Raw genomic sequence first — 17,020 nt, forward strand, 5'->3', positions numbered from 1 at the left:
GTTTACTGCACCTTCACATCACGAGATCGATCATATCGAATCGTAAATGCCACTTTCGCTTCTGATTTTGCATCAACTGGCACTGTCAGCTGAATGTCTCCGTTTTTTCGCACCCACTCATGAGTGGACTTAACCACTTCATATATCCCGTAACTGGTGCTGTGATTAATCAGTAGATCAATCGCTTCCTCTTTTTGGTTGCGCACCTCGTATTCAACTTCTTCAAATACATATACGCCATTTTTGTATTCATCCACGATGTCGCTTTCAACTGTAATATCAAACGCTTCACCCGATTGAATCCGTACCAATTCATTTACAGCTGTATGGGGGATCGTATCTTCTCCAATAAATTCGGTAGATCCGTCCAGCGGATTCTCTTTATATAATTTGAATCGCCCTTGCGGAAGGGGAACACCAAGACCATTCTCTTTTTTATTCAAAAATGTAAAGTAAATCGTTGGGTGTAATTGATAAGAATTGACTTCATAGACGAGTTTCGATTCAATTTGTGGGGCTGTAAACAATTCAACTTGCTTTTGTTGGCGATCCTTCACCGTTACTTTTTCAGGGATGGTATATAAATGTAAATCTGCGAACGCTTGATGTTCAGCCTGCATCGTCATCTGTTCCGTTACCGCAAACCTCATTTGGTCACGACGATATTCATCTGCACGATTGACTGTTCCAGCCATCAGTTTTAACGTAGCATCTGTGTAAGTCATGCCTGAATTATTCGTTAAAGTGACCCATGCTGTTAAATCAAAATCATTTTCACGAATTTGCGCAACGTAATCGACATCCCAGCTAAGACCACCCGTTAAATAAGTCACGCGTGTATCTTCCGCCGTTTTTTCCCTTATGCGCCACACAAGTGTCGGTTTAAGAATAAGACCATCTGGCAACTCAGGTAACCGCAGCTCCCCTTCCGCATCAATGATGATTTCATGCGTGATTAGATCTTCAAGAATTAATCCGTTTTGAGCGCTAATGAGTAAGTAGGATTTCTCTTCACCCGTTTTTTTATTGACGAGTTTAATTTCTTTTCCGATATATTTTTCTAAAAGCTTAAATTTATCTACCAAATCATATTCATAGTTTAGTTCCGCGACCAATAAACCTTTTACTTGAAGAGAATTCGTTTCAATTTGCTGTGGGACATCGAGATAATATACCAACTGATCATCAGTCAATGGAGGAATCATTCGAACCTCTTTGACCATGGCAAATCCATCATTATAGACCGTAAGTGTTAAATCTTTCGTTAAACTTCCAGGCATCATTGTCGGCAATGGTCGTTCCTCCTCCGCGTTTTTGGAAAGTATACCATGATATGCGCTAAAGCTCATGACAATACGTGGTTGGACTGAGGGAGTGTTTGTGGGTTTATCGGTCAAGTTTAGTAGTTTGTCGGTCAAGTAGAAGATGTATCGGTCAAACGCGTCTCCCCGCCTAGTTGACTAGGTGATCTATTTTCTCAATATTCACCACAACAGCAAAGAGACATGAAGCGCATAGCGAAATGGCTCCCAATTGGATGGTTTTGTTTTCGCTTCGCTTCTAGTTAAGAGAAGTTTGTATCAATGCAGAGTTTACTTGGTCAATGAGACAAATTTTTGGGGGAAGATCTAATTTTGAATATTTATCAATCAGTTTTGAGGATTTATCAATCAAACAGGAGATTTATCAATCAAACTCGCGATTTATCAATCAAAATGACACATTTATCAATCAAACAGGTCTCACCGCCAAGTTAACTAGACGATCGTTTTTCTCAATAATCACCACAACAGAAAAGAGACATGGAGCGAATAGCGAAATGGCTCCCAATTGGATGGTTTTGTTTTCGCTTCGCTTTTAGGTAAGAGAAGTTTGTTTAAATACAGAGTTTACTTGGTTAATGAGACAAATTTTTATGGGGTTGATCTAATTTTGAACATTTATCAATCAGTTTTAATGATTTATCAATCAAACTGGAGATTTATCAATCAAACTCGCGATTTATCAATCAAAATGGCACATTTATCAATCAAACAGGTCTCACCGCCAAGTTAACTAGATGATACATTCACAAAAATAGCCGCTTCAGTGAAGAAGCAGCTACCTTTTTATAATCCCATTTTCTTCGCGACAATGACTTTCATGATTTCATTGCTTCCTGCATAAATCGAGGCAACGGGAATATCTCGATATCTTCTTGCGATTTTGTATTCTTCCATATAACCGTACCCGCCATGAAGTTGCAGGCATTCACCAGAAATTTTCTTGGCCGTTTCAGTTAGCCAATACTTCGCCATGGAGACTTTCGATACGATATCCTTTCCAGCCATATGATCTTCGATTAAGGACTCCAAGAAGGAATGACCAAGTTCGACTTCAGTCGCCATCTCTACCAACTTGAATTGTGTGTTTTGGAATGAACCAATTGGCTTGCCAAATGCTTTGCGTGATTTCACATAGTCAAGTGTCATCTCTACCATATCTTCAGAGGCGGTTTGTGCTGAAATCGCAACCATTAGTCGCTCTTGTTGAAGTTTCTCCATTAAATACGTAAAACCTTGACCCTCTTCGCCAAGTAGATTTTCTACAGGCACTCGACAATCCTCAAAATACAGTTCAGCGGTATCTTGTGCGTGCATGCCGACTTTATTTAACTTGCGTCCTCGCGTAAATCCTGGCATTCCTTCTTCGATCACAAGTAAACTGATGCCGCGGTGCCTTGGTTCAATTTTAGTATCCGTCTTCACTGCCACAACAACCAAATCAGCGTTGATGCCATTTGTAATAAACGTCTTTGAGCCGTTCACAATATAGGTATCTCCATCACGCACAGCAGTCGTTTGGATTGCCGCTAAATCGGATCCCGCTCCAGGTTCAGTCATCGCAATTGCCGTAATATGATCACCTGTTACACATCCAGGTAGCCAGCGTGATTTCTGCTCTTGTGAACCGTACGCTTCAATATAAGGAACAACGATATCGTTATGCAGTCCAACGCCAGTCAGACTTGCACCAACACGTTCCATTTCTTCTCCAATAATGACGGCATAGCGAAAATCAACTTCTAATCCACCATAGGCTTCATCTACTTGCGGACATAAGTAACCCATTTCACCTAATTTGCGCCAAAATGTTTTTGGAATTAAACGATCCTCTTCCCATTGTTCGAAATGAGGAATGGCTTCTTTCTCCATAAATTTGCGTAGAGATTTACGGAACATGACATGCTCATCGGTTTCAAATCGATATTTACCCATTTAACTTCCTCCTCATTTCGGTTGCATGCGAATGGCACCGTCTAGTCGAATTACTTCTCCGTTTAATAAAGGATTCGTTAAAATGCTTTCAACTAACATGGCATACTCGCTCGGTTTGCCCAGTCGATTCGGAAAAGGTACTGTTCGAGCTAAAGATTCTTTTGCATCTTCAGGCAATCCAGCAAATAAAGGCGTTTCAACTAGTCCTGGCGCGATGGCCATAACGCGGATTCCATCCCGGGCAAATTCACGCGCAATTGGTAGTGTCATGCCTACGATACCTGCTTTTGATGCACTATACGCCGCTTGACCAATCTGTCCTTCAAATGCAGCAACCGAAGCGGTATTTATAATAACGCCACGTTCACCCTCTTCATTCGGTGGGTTTTGTTGCATCGCATGTGCAGCAACTCGTAACACATTAAATGTGCCAATCAAGTTCACTTTAATGATTTGCTCAAAGCGACTTAAATCCATTGGTCCTTTTTGAGAAATTACTTTTCCAGGTGTCGCAATGCCTGCACAATTCACCAAAGAATTTATTGACCCAAAACGTTGGACTACCGCTGCAACATTTCTTTCGACTTGTTCAGCATTCGTGACATTTGTTTGTAAATAAAATACGTTTTCTTCCCCTAGTTCCTTAACTAGAGCGAGCCCACGTTCTTCATTTAAATCAAAGATAGCGACTTTCCCACCACCTGCCACCAGAAGACGTGTAGTTGCTTCACCTAAACCAGATGCACCGCCAGTTACAATTGATATAATCTCTTTTATGTTCATGCATCTACCTCCGCGTCAGATAGTCTTTCAATGATTGTTGCATTCGCCATGCCCATTCCTTCACAAATAGAAAGCAATCCGTAACGGCCGTTCGTGCGATCTAATTCGTGTAATAAAGAAACGAGTAGCTTCGTACCTGTTGCACCAAGTGGGTGACCTAGTGCAATGGCTCCACCATTTGGATTAAGCTTTTCTGGGTCAGCACCGATTTCTTTTAACCACGCAAGTGGTACGGGTGCGAATGCTTCATTTACCTCATAAGAATCCATGTCTTCAATTGTCATATTGGCTTTTGCTAATACTTTTTGAGTGGCAGCAATTGGACCAGTTAACATCAAGGTTGGATCCGAACCGATCACAGTTCGTGCAACAATTCTTGCACGAGGCTTTAACCCAAGCTCATCCGCTTTTTCACGAGACATTAAAAGTACTGCAGATGCTCCGTCACTCATCTGACTGGCATTTCCCGCTGTGATGCGTCCATTAGGGTCAAAAACCGTTTTCAGTCCTGCAAGTACTTCCATTGTCGTTCCTGGTCGAGGACCTTCATCAACAGAGAACGTCTTTATTGATCCATCCTCTTGTTCAACTTCTATTGGAATGATCTCTTTTTCAAAATGTCCTGATTGAATGGCTTTTTGTGCACGTTCATGACTTTGCACAGAAAAAGCATCTAACTCTTTACGCGATAAGTCCCATTTCTCCGCTATACGTTCAGCTGATAATCCTTGATTAATAATTTCATAAGACTTTGTCAGTTTAGTACTTGGCTTGTAATCACCCATATTGGAAAACATAGGGACTCGCGTCATACTCTCTACTCCGCCAGCGATGACAATCTCCATATCACCAGAAGCGATTGCTTGAGCTGCAAAGTGGACCGCTTGTTGACTGGACCCACACTGACGATCAATCGTAACGCCCGGAACGTATGAAGGGAAACCTGCAATAAGCGCAGCGGTTCGTGCGATATTTCCACCTTGTTCACTTACTTGGGATACACAACCTAATATAACGTCCTCTACTAGGCTTTTATCGACACCAGCTTTATTTACAAGCTTATCTAAAACCATTGCGGCTAAATCGTCAGCTCTCGTATGCGATAGACTCCCTTTTCTTCTTGCGACTGCTGTTCGAATACCATCTATAATCACGACTTCTCTCATCGGGACACCTCTTTAATTTCAAAATTGAATGAATATTCACTCACTATCATTCTACCGAAAAACTGGAAGACTTTCCACCACTATCTTAGAAGTAACTACACCTCAAGTCTTAGATGAAAATGCATTCCAAGGCCGTTTGGTAAAAACAATTGCGTTGGTACGATAAGGGTACAAATTGAAAGGGGAAACAAACACATGAAAAAATTCGGATTAATTGTACTCGGAACCATCGCGGGGATTGTCGCACTTGCCAGCCTAGGATCCTTACTAGGTCTTGCATTGTCAGCATTACTTGTCTTTGCAGGCATGCATTTTTATTTAAAAGGAGAATCAAAGCTATCTAAGTTTTTCTGGATTGCAGTTGGGATTGTTGGTTTATTAACAGCAGTAGCAAACGTACCAGGTTTCTTCGGAATTTTAGCGATCTTGGCATTATGGTACGTCATTCGTGCATGGAAACAACAGCCAATGACTTTAACAAGCACACCTTACTCAGCTGACCCATTTACAAACTTTGAAAAACAATGGGATGAACTTACTAAATAGGAGGAACTAGACATGACAACATTATGGAAACGATTCAAATACGCATTCGAAGCAGACTTGCACAACACATTCGATAAAAAAGAACAACAAAATCCAATCGCCATGTTAAATCAATATATTCGGGAAGCCGAAAAACAAACCGCTCAAACGGGTAAATGGATTGACCGCCAAGTTCAATTAAAGCTTCAATTGGAGAAAGAACTTCAAGAAGCACAAGTTATGTTTGAAAAACGCACAAAACAAGCAGACCTAGCCCGTCAAACAAATCAACAAGAATTAATCGCATTTGCAGAGCAAGAAGTTCAAGCTTATGAAAACCGTGCGAATACATTACAAGCGAGTATTACCCGTACGATTGAAGAGTTGTTTGGTTTAGAACGAAAATTTGAAGAAATGAAACACAAAGTGAAGGACATGAAAGTTCGTCAGCTCCAGTTAATGGGTAAGGAAAATGTCACACGTGCCCACTATCAAATGGATCGTGTTTTACAACCTGAATCTGCTAAGCAGGCTGAAAAGCGTTTGGTCACTTTCGACGATATGGAACATTTCATTAACCGACTTGGTAATAAAATCGAAAAAGATCATGAAGTTTCTACGATGGAACGCCGTTTAGAAGAACTGACGGATGACGTTCAAAAAAATGAACACGCCAAACAAGAAATTGTGTAAACTTAGCTTAGATGGAGAAGGCACTCGTCTTCTCCTTTTCTTTATCATTACCTGATTCGAAAAAGGAGGAATAAGGATGCAAAAAATTTCAACGGATCGCATAACTTTTTGGTTACTTGCGGCGTTCTTAGTTGTTTTTGTGGAAGCGATGTTTTTCCATAACGGCAGCGTATTATTCGTTCTTTTTGGGATCGGGTTAATTTACTTCAGCCTTAGAAAACGAAGTCGTCTTATGTTTTGGGCAGGGATTTTTTGTTTAGGTATCTCCATTCTTTCCATGTGGAGTTTGCGATTATTAATTGCTTCAGCAATTGTTTATATTTTAGTGCGCTTGTGGAAAGGTGACGAAACACATCAAGTTATTGAACCTTTTCTAGGTGATGAGATGGAATCGATGAATGCCATCATTCAAAATAAATTATTCTCTGTTCAAAGCACTCCCTTCCAAGCATATGAATGGAAAGATGTTCATGTTCAAGGCATCTACGGGAACCTTACAATTGACGCAACTCAAACAGTATTACCAAAAGATGTGTCCCTAATTTCTGTTCGACATGGGATTGGAAAAATTAGAATTGTCGTTCCATACGAAGTCCCTGTTCGCATTCATTACTCAACTTTACTTGGGGATGCTCGATTATTTGGCGGTCAGAAAAAGCGATTATGGAATCAATCCATTACCTGTAAAAATGGATATGACCAGACACAGACTGCTTCAACCGCAGAACTTTTAATTTCCGTATCGACTTGGCTTGGAGATGTTGAGGTGATTCGTAAATGAACGGATGGATTAGTCGCGTATTCACGATTGCATTTCTACTTGCAGCTGGCGTGTTTGCCCTACTGTTTTCACTTTGGGGATGGCCGACAGTTGAAAAGTGGGATCTTCTTTGGAAGATGCAAGATGATAATTTACCGTTCGGCGTCTGGATTTTGGTAGGGGTTATCGGAATCAGCTTCTTTATTTCCACATCAACGACTTTACAGATTTCAAAAAAAGAACGGATTGTTGAGCAATATTTAAGGCATTCCATTGAATCTGAGAAGCAAATCAGTAAGGTGGATGTACCGAATGTGCATGCCAAATTGAATAAAACAATGAGTGACGTGTTTCAATTAGTAACTACGCAAAAACGCAGTCTACAAAGACTAACGGACGAACGTGCAGAAGGTGAAGATAAACGTATTCAAGAACGCGTTATACAAGAAAGGCAACGCTTAGCTAGAGAATTGCATGATTCTGTCTCGCAACAGTTGTTTGCGGCTTCTATGTTACTTTCTGCCATGACCGAACAGGAAGACGATGAAATAATAGTTTCTAAGCCATTAATGCAAGCTGAAAAAATGGTACAACAAGCCCAATTAGAAATGAGAGCACTGTTGCTTCATTTGCGACCAGCTGCTTTACATAACAAATCTTTGGCACAAGGGTTAGAAGAGTTACTAATTGAACTACAACAAAAAGTCCATTTCTCCATTCAATTTCGTTTAGAAGATATTGCTTTATCAAAAGGTGCGGAAGATCATTTATTCCGAATCGCTCAAGAAACTCTCTCCAATACGCTGCGTCATGCAAATGCTACGGAAGTGGAAATCCTTTTCATTGAAAGAGACGGTTTAGCCATTTTCCGCGTGCAAGATAACGGCGTTGGATTCAGGAATGAAGATGGCAAAGCTGGTTCATATGGTCTTCAACATATTGAAGAAAGAGCCATTGAAATGGGTGGTTCCAGCAAAGTCGTTTCCGTTCCATCTCAAGGAACGATTATAGAAGTGAAAGTACCTGTTGAAAAAGAAGGTGAAGCAAAATGATTCGAATCGTATTAGTAGATGACCATGAAATGGTGCGGATTGGTGTGTCTGCATACTTACAAGCACAAGCGGATATGGAAGTGATCGGTGAAGCGACAAACGGTCAAGAGGCAGTTGATGTCGTCTTATCTTTGAGACCCGATGTCGTCTTGATGGATATGGTCATGCCGATCATGAATGGGGCTGAAGCGACGAAAGCGATTATTGACCAATGGCCAGAAGCTAAAATCATGATCGTCACGAGCTTCCTTGATGACGACAAAGTATATCCAGCCCTTGAAGCAGGTGCTGTTAGTTACGTCATGAAAACGTCCAAAGCCAAACAAATTGCCGACGCAATAAGGGAAACCATGAATGGCCAAGCTGTATTAGAACCTGAAGTCACGAACAAAATGATGAAACGCATGAGAAATGGAAATGATCGACCTCTACATGAGGAATTAACCGACCGTGAAAATGAGATTCTGTTACTTATAGCAAAAGGTCGCAGCAATCAAGAAATTGCGGATGAATTATTTATCGCGATTAAGACAGTCAAAACGCATGTCAGCAATATTCTATCAAAGCTGGATGTACAGGACCGGACACAAGCAGTTGTATATGCTTTTCAACAAGGGCTGGTTCCAAAGAGTTAACTGCACTGCTTTGGGAGTCGAGTCGAGTCGCGAGTCGAGTCGATTTTACTCGTCACTTTTAGCGTTTTACTCGTCAACTTTCATTGTTTACTCGTCACTTTTTGGATTTTACTCGTCAACTTTATCTTTTTACTCGTCAAAATGGTCTCAATCCCAAGCAATCTTGGAGTTGAGACCATTTTTTAATAGACACTAATTTTACTCATTGCCGAGATGATACCCGAGTGAATTCCTTCATGCCAGACAACTGGTAGTTACATTTACTCGTCACTTTTGATGTTTTACTCGTCAACTTTCGTTGTTTACTCGTCACTTTTTGGATTTTACTCGTCAACTTTATCTTTTTACTCGTCAAAATGGTCTCAATCCCAAGTAATCTTGGAGTTGAGACCATTTTTTAATAGACACTAATTTTACTCATTGCCGAGATGATACCCGAGTGAATTCCTTCATGCCAGACAACTGGTAGTTACATTTACTCGTCACTTTTTGGATTTTACTCGTCAACTTTATCGTTTTCCTCGTCAAAATGGTCTCAACCCCAAGTATCTTGGAATTGAGACCATTTTTTAATAGACACTAATTTTGCTCATTGACGAAATGATACCCGAGTGAATACCTTCATGCCAGACTGCAAAATCCATTAGTGCTTCAACTGTAGCCATCTCATGTAAATTTCCGATTTTCATAGGTTCAGGTAAAGATCGATTCAATTTCCCTTCTAACACAGCTTTAATACGTGCCGGTTGTTCTGCGAGTGCAGTTAACAATTCCTCATTTGTTGGCGGTTCCACTGTCCAGTCAGCTGGTTTAGTTCCTGGAGCAAATAATGGAATCCACTCGGCGTGAACTGGTTCATACTCAGGTAATGCTCTTTGTACCAAAGTTTCCATGGAAACAAAAATATGTCCGACATTCCAGCGAATTGTATTATGAAATCCTTCTGGTTGAATATCCCATTGTTCTTCTTTCACTGATTGCAGTTTACCTTGTGTGTAAATACGTGCAAAATTCATTTGACCTAGTATTTCCATTTTCCACACCTCATTGATTTAGTATTTATTAAGCGTAGCTTAATCAATGAAAGAAAGAAATCAAAAATGAATTATTTATCCTAACTTTATTTCCCAAAGCTATTAACTACTTATTCAAATGCAACATTATGTTGTGCAGAATCTTGGTTTGTCCAAGTAATAACGGCTCCAGGAGCTACTGTAATAGTTTCTTCACTAAATTCATAATCCACGATTTCTAAAGAAACATCATCTGATAATTCCGCACCTTCTTCAACAACTACATTCATCTTCATCACTGGATGAGGCTCACAATAAATTGAAAAATCTCCTATTTCATTAAAAATAAAACTAGTCGAATCCCCTTTTTTTAATAAGGGTGATGCTTCTCCAACAGTTGCTTCAGTCGCTTCAGTCGTAGGTTCTTCGGCAGTCTCCACTTCAGGAGTTTCTGTTTCTTCAACTACCTCCTCTCCCACAACTTCTTCACCCATCATGTTATTTTCAACAGACTGTCCTTCCTCACTACATGCCCCAAGAACCAACATGCCTCCGATTGCTATCATTCCTAAAGACAATTTCATCTTAACTCCTCCTTCTCCTATTCATTTTCTAGCTAACGAAGTGAAAGGAGAAAAAGATTACTATAATGCAACTTAAATTCTTCTTTAAAAAGTAAGTGGTCGGCTATTTCTTTCGCTTTCCACGGATAAATCGCAAGCTTCATCCGTTCAGTTCAACTTGAAGAGCTTTATTGTCAATTTCTATGAACAAAAAACAGCAACCCCTTAGCGAAAAGGAGTTGCTGTTTCTGATTATCACGAAAATTTATGGACGGAAAGGATCGTCTTTAGGTTTCGTGTTATTCCAACTATCATGAGCATCCTTATTAAAAGTAGAACCCTCATTTGGAGGAGTTTCGTCATATGGATGTTCTTCATCTAAAGTTGGTGTATTAAATCCTTCTTCAATTGGATTAATTGGTGCTGCATTCTGAACTTCATCTACATGTGGTGTAGTACCATATAAACTTTGTTCTTTTTTCGATGCATCTTTAAACGTTTCTTTCATTGACTCTTTAATTGATTCTTTTTCAGCTTTATAGTTTTCTTTCGAAACTTCTGCATCTTGTAAACTCTTTTCCATTTTCGTTAAATAGCGAGATGCATGTTCACGTCCACCAAGACCAAATGCAAGGCCAAACGCTAGAGCAACTCCACCTAAGATTAAAATGAAGGCTGAGTTAATAATTGAAGCTGCAATTCCTAATTGATCTAATGCCATAAAGAATGCAAATGCTAGAATCGCATATTTTGCAACGTAACGTAGTACATGTGGTGAACCAGATGAATGGCTCATTACGCTTCCAACTAATTGCTCTGCTAAGTTAGCTAACCAGAATCCAACAGCTAGAATAATAATTGCTGCAAGAACGGATGGCAAGTAAGCAAAGATACCAGTTGCTAAAGTTACCATAAACTCAAGTTCTAGTAATTGTAGCGCTTCTACTACGAATAATAGAATGATTACAACTTGAACGACAGTTCCTAGTAATTTTGCAAATGATGGAGCTGTACCAGTTCCAGAATTGAAGCCCATTTTTCCAAAGATTGAGTTTACACCCAATTTTTCAAGCAATGAAACGACAATGTCTTTCACCCATTTAGCAACTACTATACCTACTAATACGAGAACAATCGCAACTGCAATTTTCGGTAACATTGCTAAAATGTCATTTAACATACCAACTGCTGGTTCTGAAATTCCATCTAAATCAAGAATTTCTAATGCAGTGATAGAAACTGGAATCATAATTAAGATAAACGCGATGATTCCTACAACTTTACTAATGCTTGTCCCTTCAAAGAAAGACGAGATGTTTAGACGATCTGCTAGGCGATCTGCGCCAGCAGATTGCAAGAATTTCTCAAGTAAATTACGAACTAATTTAGCAACCAATAATCCGATAAAGAAGACAATTGCTGCAGATACTAGTTTCGGAATGAATGTAAAGAAGCTTTCTAACATGCCTTCAAACGGTCCACTCAATCCATCGATGCCTAATGCATTTAAGATTGCTGGGATAAACAATAAGAAGATTAAATAATAAGCAACGTTAGCTGCTGTTTCAGTCCATTTTGCTTGGTCAGCTGGCGTAGGTTCTACGCCTGCTTTTCCAGTGTATTTGTTTAAATTCAGTTTATTGCCAGCCATTAAAATGACTTTTTTCACGATGGTAGCTAGTACCCACGCAAATAATAAAATTAATCCAGCTTTCAAAATATTTAAGAATGCGCCTGTTAATCCTGAATACATAGAGACAAACGGAGCTGCCATTGTATTCAAGTTTAAAATATTAAAGAATAGTACAAATGCTAGAATCAAAACGATAAAGAAGACGACTTTACTAATGATTTTTTCAACCGTCCATTTTTCATTTTTATTCCCTAAACGCTCATTAACACGCGCTTTACGTAATACTTTATACGTTAAATTCTCCAAGAACTTTGCAACAAAAAATCCAATTAATAATACCAGTAATGCTAATAAAAGTTCTGGTAAAAACGAGAGCGTATCACGCCAATACAAACGATCGTACATGTGGTGTCCTCCTTTTAATTTCAAAATAGTTAATTTCTTCATCCGTATTTATTTACCCTAAGCATTTCTTTTTAAACGCTTCACTCGCACCTTTTTCGCCATAAATAATTAGCACATCATTTTTTTGTAATTCTTCTTCTGCGGCTGGATTACTAATTAGCTCTCCATCTCTGCGAATCCCTAAAACAGTCACCTGCATATCTTGGCGGATGGCTGCATCTTTCAGTGTCTTTCCAACGAAATCACACGCTTGTTCCAATTTCACTTCTTCTAAAGCTTGATTTTTTTCTTTCGTATGAATCAATAAATTTACTAAATCCGTACTTTCGGGTCTTAACACAGAACTTACTAACTCTCTTCCACCAATTGTAGAAGGATTTACGACACGACTGGCACCTGCTCTTAATAAGACTTCTTCTGAACCTGCGTTCTCTACACGTGCTACAACCTCTAAATCTTCATTTAAAGCTTTGGATTTGATTGTAATAAAGACATTATCAGAATCACTTGGTAATGCCGCTATTAAACCTCGAGCTTTCTCCACATTTGCTTCTTTAAGAACACCTTCCTCTAATGGACTACCGATAATACGGAGTGTCCCTTCAGGGAGAACTGCCACCATGTCTTCTTCTGAATCATGAATATAGACAACTAGTACGTCCTCTTCTTGAAGTTGTTCAAAAACTTGTTTTCCTACTCGACCTAAACCGCAAACAATTATATGATTTTCTAAATTTTTTATTGTATGTTCCATTCTTTTATTCCACACCTTTTCTGAAAGTTGATGTTCAATGAAATAAGAAGCCACCGCACCTGTTGCATAGGTCACGACTGCAACACCGAAAGGAATTAACAGTAAAGCAAATCGCTTACCAGCATCTGATTCTGGAACGATATCTCCATATCCAACCGTCATTAACGAAATAATCGTTAAATAAAACGCGTCAAAAAAAGATAATTCTTCAATCGTCATAAAACCTATTGTGGCAACACTTACCAACAATACAAATCCAATGAGTGCAAATAATATATGTCGAAAACGCACACGTAAATCCATCCATTTTGAAGCGTTCATTCAGTCACCTTCTTTAAATTATTGACTATTCCTATGTACCCGCTTCGAATCTTTTTTAGACAAGATTCGTCCATGTAATTGGGAGTGATTTAAATGAAAAACTGGGTCTTAATGTACCCCTTTATTAGTATTTTGATTTTATTATGGATTGAACAAGGTATTGAAGTTACTTACATATGGAAGACAATCGCGAAAATCATGTTATTCGTTGTGGTTCCAATAGTTTATATAAACCGAGTGAATGGAAACATTCTAAAGCTCAAGCAATGGAAGAAAAATCATTTTGTCCTTCCATTCATTTTAGGATTCTTCACAATGGTTGCCATACTGGGTGCATTTAATCTGTTTAGTGATTATATTGATTTAGCAACATTAAGAGTGGATCTTGAAACTAGAGTTGGGGTTACCGCATCCATCTTTCCTTTTGTGGCAATATATATCTTGTTGTGCAATTCTTTTTTAGAGGAGTTTTTCTTTAGGGGATGGCTTGTTGATTTATTTCAGCTAACCAAATGGCAGTGGTTTATGCCAAGTTTCTTATTTGCCATTTACCACATCGCTATTTTCTTACCATGGTTTGATTGGCCGATTCTCCTGATTGCTGTCATCGGCCTGTTTATCGGCGGCTTACTCTTCCAATGGCTGAATAAAACAAGTGGCACCATATATCCCGGTTGGATTGTTCATATCTCTGCAGATATTGGTGTACTTTTAATCGGTTTTTACATGTTTTATTTCAACTGAAATAATTGCTCATAGGACCTTATCTAGACGTTTCTTCAAATTCAATGCCAACTAATTCTTCCGTATCAGAAATGAATTCAATTCTTATAAAAACGCCGAATTCCTTGTCACCTTCTTTTAACCAAAGCTTAAAATTTTCAAATGTTGAATCTCCATTGATTTCTCTTCCTTGATGTAGATAGTCAATAATGTCTGCATTTGGATATTTCAATTTCGTTTCTTTTACAGCGAGTAATCCCCACTTCGCATAAGAAGGCGTTTCGTGTTGTTGTTCTTGAGCTAAAGTTGAAAGCTCGGTGTGCGCAAAATTAACACCAATAAATAACAGCGCTAATAATGCCATTCCTAGTAATATAATCGGTTTCCGCATAATTGAATTCATCTCCTTTTAGAAAGGATGAGTCAATCGAATGAAATCATGCCAATTCGAAGGAGTTTTTTCGATTTAATCAGCTCCTATTTTCTGAATAAAAAAGGGGCTGATCCAAAAATCATTTTTAAAATGATTTTTGAAACAGCCCTGTCATCATATTACATAGTCTGTACTGATACCTTAACCTTAAATAAATCCCCATCCACTTCGATTTTCATGGATCCACCGTGTAAATCGACAATTGATTGCGATATGGCTAATCCTAATCCTGACCCTTCTGTATGACGAGACGTATCGGCACGTTTAAAGCGTTCAAACAACTCATCCACATTTTCTCCAAGCTCATATTTCGTGACGTTTTTAATGGTAAAATGCGCACAACCATCCAATTCTTTTAATGTGACATACACGCGAGTTCCTGGAAGAGTGTACTTAATCGCGTTCACGATTAAATTATCCAATACGCGCCACCATTTTTGTCCATCAACTAATGCGAAAATTGCACGATCCGGTTTAGCGATTCGGAAATCGAGACCAGCTGTTTGGATATCTTCTTCATGCTCGGCTAAGGCTTGCTGCATTAATTGTGTTAAATCTACTCGCTGTTTTAGTAATTCCATATTGCCACTCGCCATTTTTGATACTTCAAATAAATCTTCGATTAAGGTCTTTAATCTTTGTGATTTTCGATCTAGTATCCCTACATATGATAAGCGCTCTTCTAAAGGTAAATCAGGATTTTTCAATAAATCCGTATACGTGATAATCGACGTTAACGGCGTTCTCAAATCATGACTAACATTTGTGATCAATTCTGTTTTCAAACGTTCACTTTTTGCTTGTTCAGATTGTGATACACGCACCCCTTCTCGCAGTTTGTTCAAATGTTTCGCATGTTCAGCTAAAACTGATTTCCCACGAATATGGACATCATTTATTAAATGGCCTTTCGACATTTGTTCAGTAGCGATTGCGAGTTTATTGTAATCGGCAACTCGTTTAAATAAAAGATACAGCGCTGGTAAGACAAATACGATAAATAGTGGAATATAAATTAGTATTAACTCCGGCACCATGAGAATAATTGGTACTCCTATCCCTGCTAAAAACACTACGGAACAAAGAAGAACAATTTGAATGCCTAATGATCGTTTTAAGAAAGCATTTTTCATTGTGTGGAAAAGTTTAAGAGTTAAGCTATTTTCCCAAAACTTTTTATATCCGTCGTTTTTTATATCTCTGTACAACCACATGGTTTGTATAATAGTAATAGTCATCAGTACCATTAAAATAGTAAACATTATGATCCCATCAAAAATATTACTAGCATGCAAATTCGTTGGAAAATAATTAAGTAAAGAAAAAAATATCAAAGGAATACCCACTAAAGTGACTAAAACACCAACTAATCTAAATTCAAGATTTAATTTCTTTATGATTAATGGAGTGGAAAATTCCAAAACATCATTCTTTCTCGTCTTATACAATCTAAAGGCTAAACCTCCAGTTACTAATCCTAAAAACCAAATGGTGTAAAATATCCATTTGCTTCGTTGAAACATTGTTGCTTCATGATTAAAATCGCTTGGAAAACCATTTTTCAACATTGCAACTGTTCCAGTGTATTGAGCAGATTCAACTTTGATTAATTCATGAATATCATATATATTCAAAGGTTCAAGTTCATCATTTACAAAAGAGGAAATATCTGCATTTACAGGTGACACATATAAATTTCTAGTTTCTCCTCCATACGATTCCTCATATATTGCTGGCGCTTTTAAATCACCGAAGGTAAATCGTTCATTTGTTTCAATATTAACTAAATCATAGGCAAATGAATTGCGTATCCCCTCTGATTTTGACTTAACTTTGGATAATTTTTTTTCATACTTTTGTAATTCTTCTTTTTTCGCTGCAAGTATCTTTTCTTCAACAGCTTCTTCATCTCCAAAGTTTTTTCGGATTTCTTCGATTTTAAAATCTCGTTCTTTTTTAAGCTCAATGCTTAAGACTATATTATTATTCATTTCTGCATCATTAATCAAAGTTTGGTATTGATCTTGCACATTTTGGATTTGATCAACTTGAGTTCCAAAGAAATCTCGATATTGTTGAACTTCAGAAGCATCAACCGTAAGATTCTCAATTTCCTCTTGCACGTCCAATGGATTTAAAAGGACAGGACCAAAAGCTCCAATTTTTTGATCAACATTCCATTTAAAATCTTCCGTATCATAATAATTTGATGCAATATACTTCGCTGCATGTTCAGGGAAAGTTAAAAGAGCAAACAATGTAAAACTAATTAAGCCAAAAAATATCCATGTAATTCTCTTCATT

General features: G+C 38.3%; 16 protein-coding genes. 6 read left to right on the forward strand and 10 right to left on the reverse strand.

Annotated features, from left to right (window positions below; genetic code table 11):
* Nucleotides 1-2: 2 nt before the first annotated feature.
* The 4 genes from ACHUE4_RS10445 to ACHUE4_RS10460 all read right to left on the reverse strand — a co-directional run bounded on the left by ACHUE4_RS10445 (nucleotide 3) and on the right by ACHUE4_RS10460 (nucleotide 5,206).
* Nucleotides 3-1,283, reverse strand: coding sequence for a DUF4139 domain-containing protein (locus ACHUE4_RS10445; protein ID WP_394189801.1), 1,281 nt, complete (start codon nucleotides 1,281-1,283; stop codon nucleotides 3-5).
* An 825-nt stretch (nucleotides 1,284-2,108) separates the two neighbouring features.
* A complete protein-coding gene (locus ACHUE4_RS10450) occupies nucleotides 2,109-3,257 on the reverse strand; it encodes an acyl-CoA dehydrogenase family protein (RefSeq protein ID WP_394189719.1) in 1,149 nt (382 codons plus the stop codon).
* A gap of 12 nt (nucleotides 3,258-3,269) precedes the next feature.
* Nucleotides 3,270-4,040 carry a 3-hydroxyacyl-CoA dehydrogenase gene (locus tag ACHUE4_RS10455; protein ID WP_394189721.1) on the reverse strand — a complete coding sequence of 257 codons (771 nt, stop codon included), beginning with the start codon at nucleotides 4,038-4,040 and terminating at the stop codon, nucleotides 3,270-3,272.
* Complete coding sequence (locus ACHUE4_RS10460) at nucleotides 4,037-5,206, reverse strand: thiolase family protein (RefSeq protein ID WP_394189723.1); 1,170 nt, start codon at nucleotides 5,204-5,206, stop codon at nucleotides 4,037-4,039. The genes ACHUE4_RS10455 and ACHUE4_RS10460 overlap by 4 nt, the downstream gene beginning before the upstream one ends.
* 195 nt (nucleotides 5,207-5,401) lie before the next feature.
* Here ACHUE4_RS10460 and ACHUE4_RS10465 point away from each other — a divergent pair, with 195 nt between their 5' ends.
* From ACHUE4_RS10465 to ACHUE4_RS10485, 5 genes are all read left to right on the forward strand, one after another.
* Nucleotides 5,402-5,752 carry a lmo0954 family membrane protein gene (locus ACHUE4_RS10465; RefSeq protein WP_394189725.1) on the forward strand — a complete coding sequence of 117 codons (351 nt, stop codon included), beginning with the start codon at nucleotides 5,402-5,404 and terminating at the stop codon, nucleotides 5,750-5,752.
* 12 nt (nucleotides 5,753-5,764) lie between these two features.
* On the forward strand, nucleotides 5,765-6,424 hold the full coding sequence (locus ACHUE4_RS10470; protein WP_394189726.1) for a PspA/IM30 family protein: 660 nt from the start codon (nucleotides 5,765-5,767) through the stop codon (nucleotides 6,422-6,424).
* A gap of 76 nt (nucleotides 6,425-6,500) precedes the next feature.
* Nucleotides 6,501-7,205 (forward strand): cell wall-active antibiotics response protein LiaF, encoded by a 705-nt coding sequence (liaF, locus tag ACHUE4_RS10475; protein ID WP_394189728.1) that lies wholly within the window; start codon nucleotides 6,501-6,503, stop codon nucleotides 7,203-7,205.
* Nucleotides 7,202-8,236, forward strand: coding sequence for a sensor histidine kinase (locus tag ACHUE4_RS10480; RefSeq protein WP_394189730.1), 1,035 nt, complete (start codon nucleotides 7,202-7,204; stop codon nucleotides 8,234-8,236). The genes liaF and ACHUE4_RS10480 overlap by 4 nt, the downstream gene beginning before the upstream one ends.
* A complete protein-coding gene (locus tag ACHUE4_RS10485) occupies nucleotides 8,233-8,871 on the forward strand; it encodes a response regulator (RefSeq protein WP_394189732.1) in 639 nt (212 codons plus the stop codon). The genes ACHUE4_RS10480 and ACHUE4_RS10485 overlap by 4 nt, the downstream gene beginning before the upstream one ends.
* 569 nt (nucleotides 8,872-9,440) lie before the next feature.
* Here the strand turns inward: ACHUE4_RS10485 and ACHUE4_RS10490 are convergent.
* From ACHUE4_RS10490 to ACHUE4_RS10505, 4 genes are all read right to left on the reverse strand, one after another.
* Nucleotides 9,441-9,905 carry a DinB family protein gene (locus tag ACHUE4_RS10490; protein ID WP_394189734.1) on the reverse strand — a complete coding sequence of 155 codons (465 nt, stop codon included), beginning with the start codon at nucleotides 9,903-9,905 and terminating at the stop codon, nucleotides 9,441-9,443.
* A gap of 110 nt (nucleotides 9,906-10,015) precedes the next feature.
* A complete protein-coding gene (locus ACHUE4_RS10495) occupies nucleotides 10,016-10,468 on the reverse strand; it encodes a plastocyanin/azurin family copper-binding protein (protein WP_394189736.1) in 453 nt (150 codons plus the stop codon).
* Nucleotides 10,469-10,712: 244 nt separating this feature from the next.
* Nucleotides 10,713-12,485 (reverse strand): mechanosensitive ion channel, encoded by a 1,773-nt coding sequence (locus tag ACHUE4_RS10500; protein WP_394189738.1) that lies wholly within the window; start codon nucleotides 12,483-12,485, stop codon nucleotides 10,713-10,715.
* Between the two features lie 52 nt (nucleotides 12,486-12,537).
* Entirely contained in the window at nucleotides 12,538-13,560 is a 1,023-nt protein-coding gene (locus ACHUE4_RS10505) for a potassium channel family protein (protein WP_394189740.1), read from the reverse strand.
* 93 nt (nucleotides 13,561-13,653) lie between these two features.
* Here ACHUE4_RS10505 and ACHUE4_RS10510 point away from each other — a divergent pair, with 93 nt between their 5' ends.
* Nucleotides 13,654-14,304, forward strand: a complete 651-nt coding sequence (locus ACHUE4_RS10510; RefSeq protein WP_394189742.1) for a CPBP family intramembrane glutamic endopeptidase — start codon at nucleotides 13,654-13,656, stop codon at nucleotides 14,302-14,304.
* A 19-nt stretch (nucleotides 14,305-14,323) separates the two neighbouring features.
* On the opposite strand, the gene ACHUE4_RS10515 is transcribed toward ACHUE4_RS10510, so the two are convergent.
* Nucleotides 14,324-14,674 (reverse strand): DUF3889 domain-containing protein, encoded by a 351-nt coding sequence (locus ACHUE4_RS10515; protein WP_394189744.1) that lies wholly within the window; start codon nucleotides 14,672-14,674, stop codon nucleotides 14,324-14,326.
* A 161-nt stretch (nucleotides 14,675-14,835) separates the two neighbouring features.
* Nucleotides 14,836-17,019 (reverse strand): histidine kinase dimerization/phospho-acceptor domain-containing protein, encoded by a 2,184-nt coding sequence (locus tag ACHUE4_RS10520; RefSeq protein WP_394189746.1) that lies wholly within the window; start codon nucleotides 17,017-17,019, stop codon nucleotides 14,836-14,838.
* Nucleotide 17,020: the final 1 nt, after the last annotated feature.

The organism is Paenisporosarcina quisquiliarum (assembly GCF_043641925.1).
Classification (GTDB): domain Bacteria; phylum Bacillota; class Bacilli; order Bacillales_A; family Planococcaceae; genus Paenisporosarcina; species Paenisporosarcina quisquiliarum_A.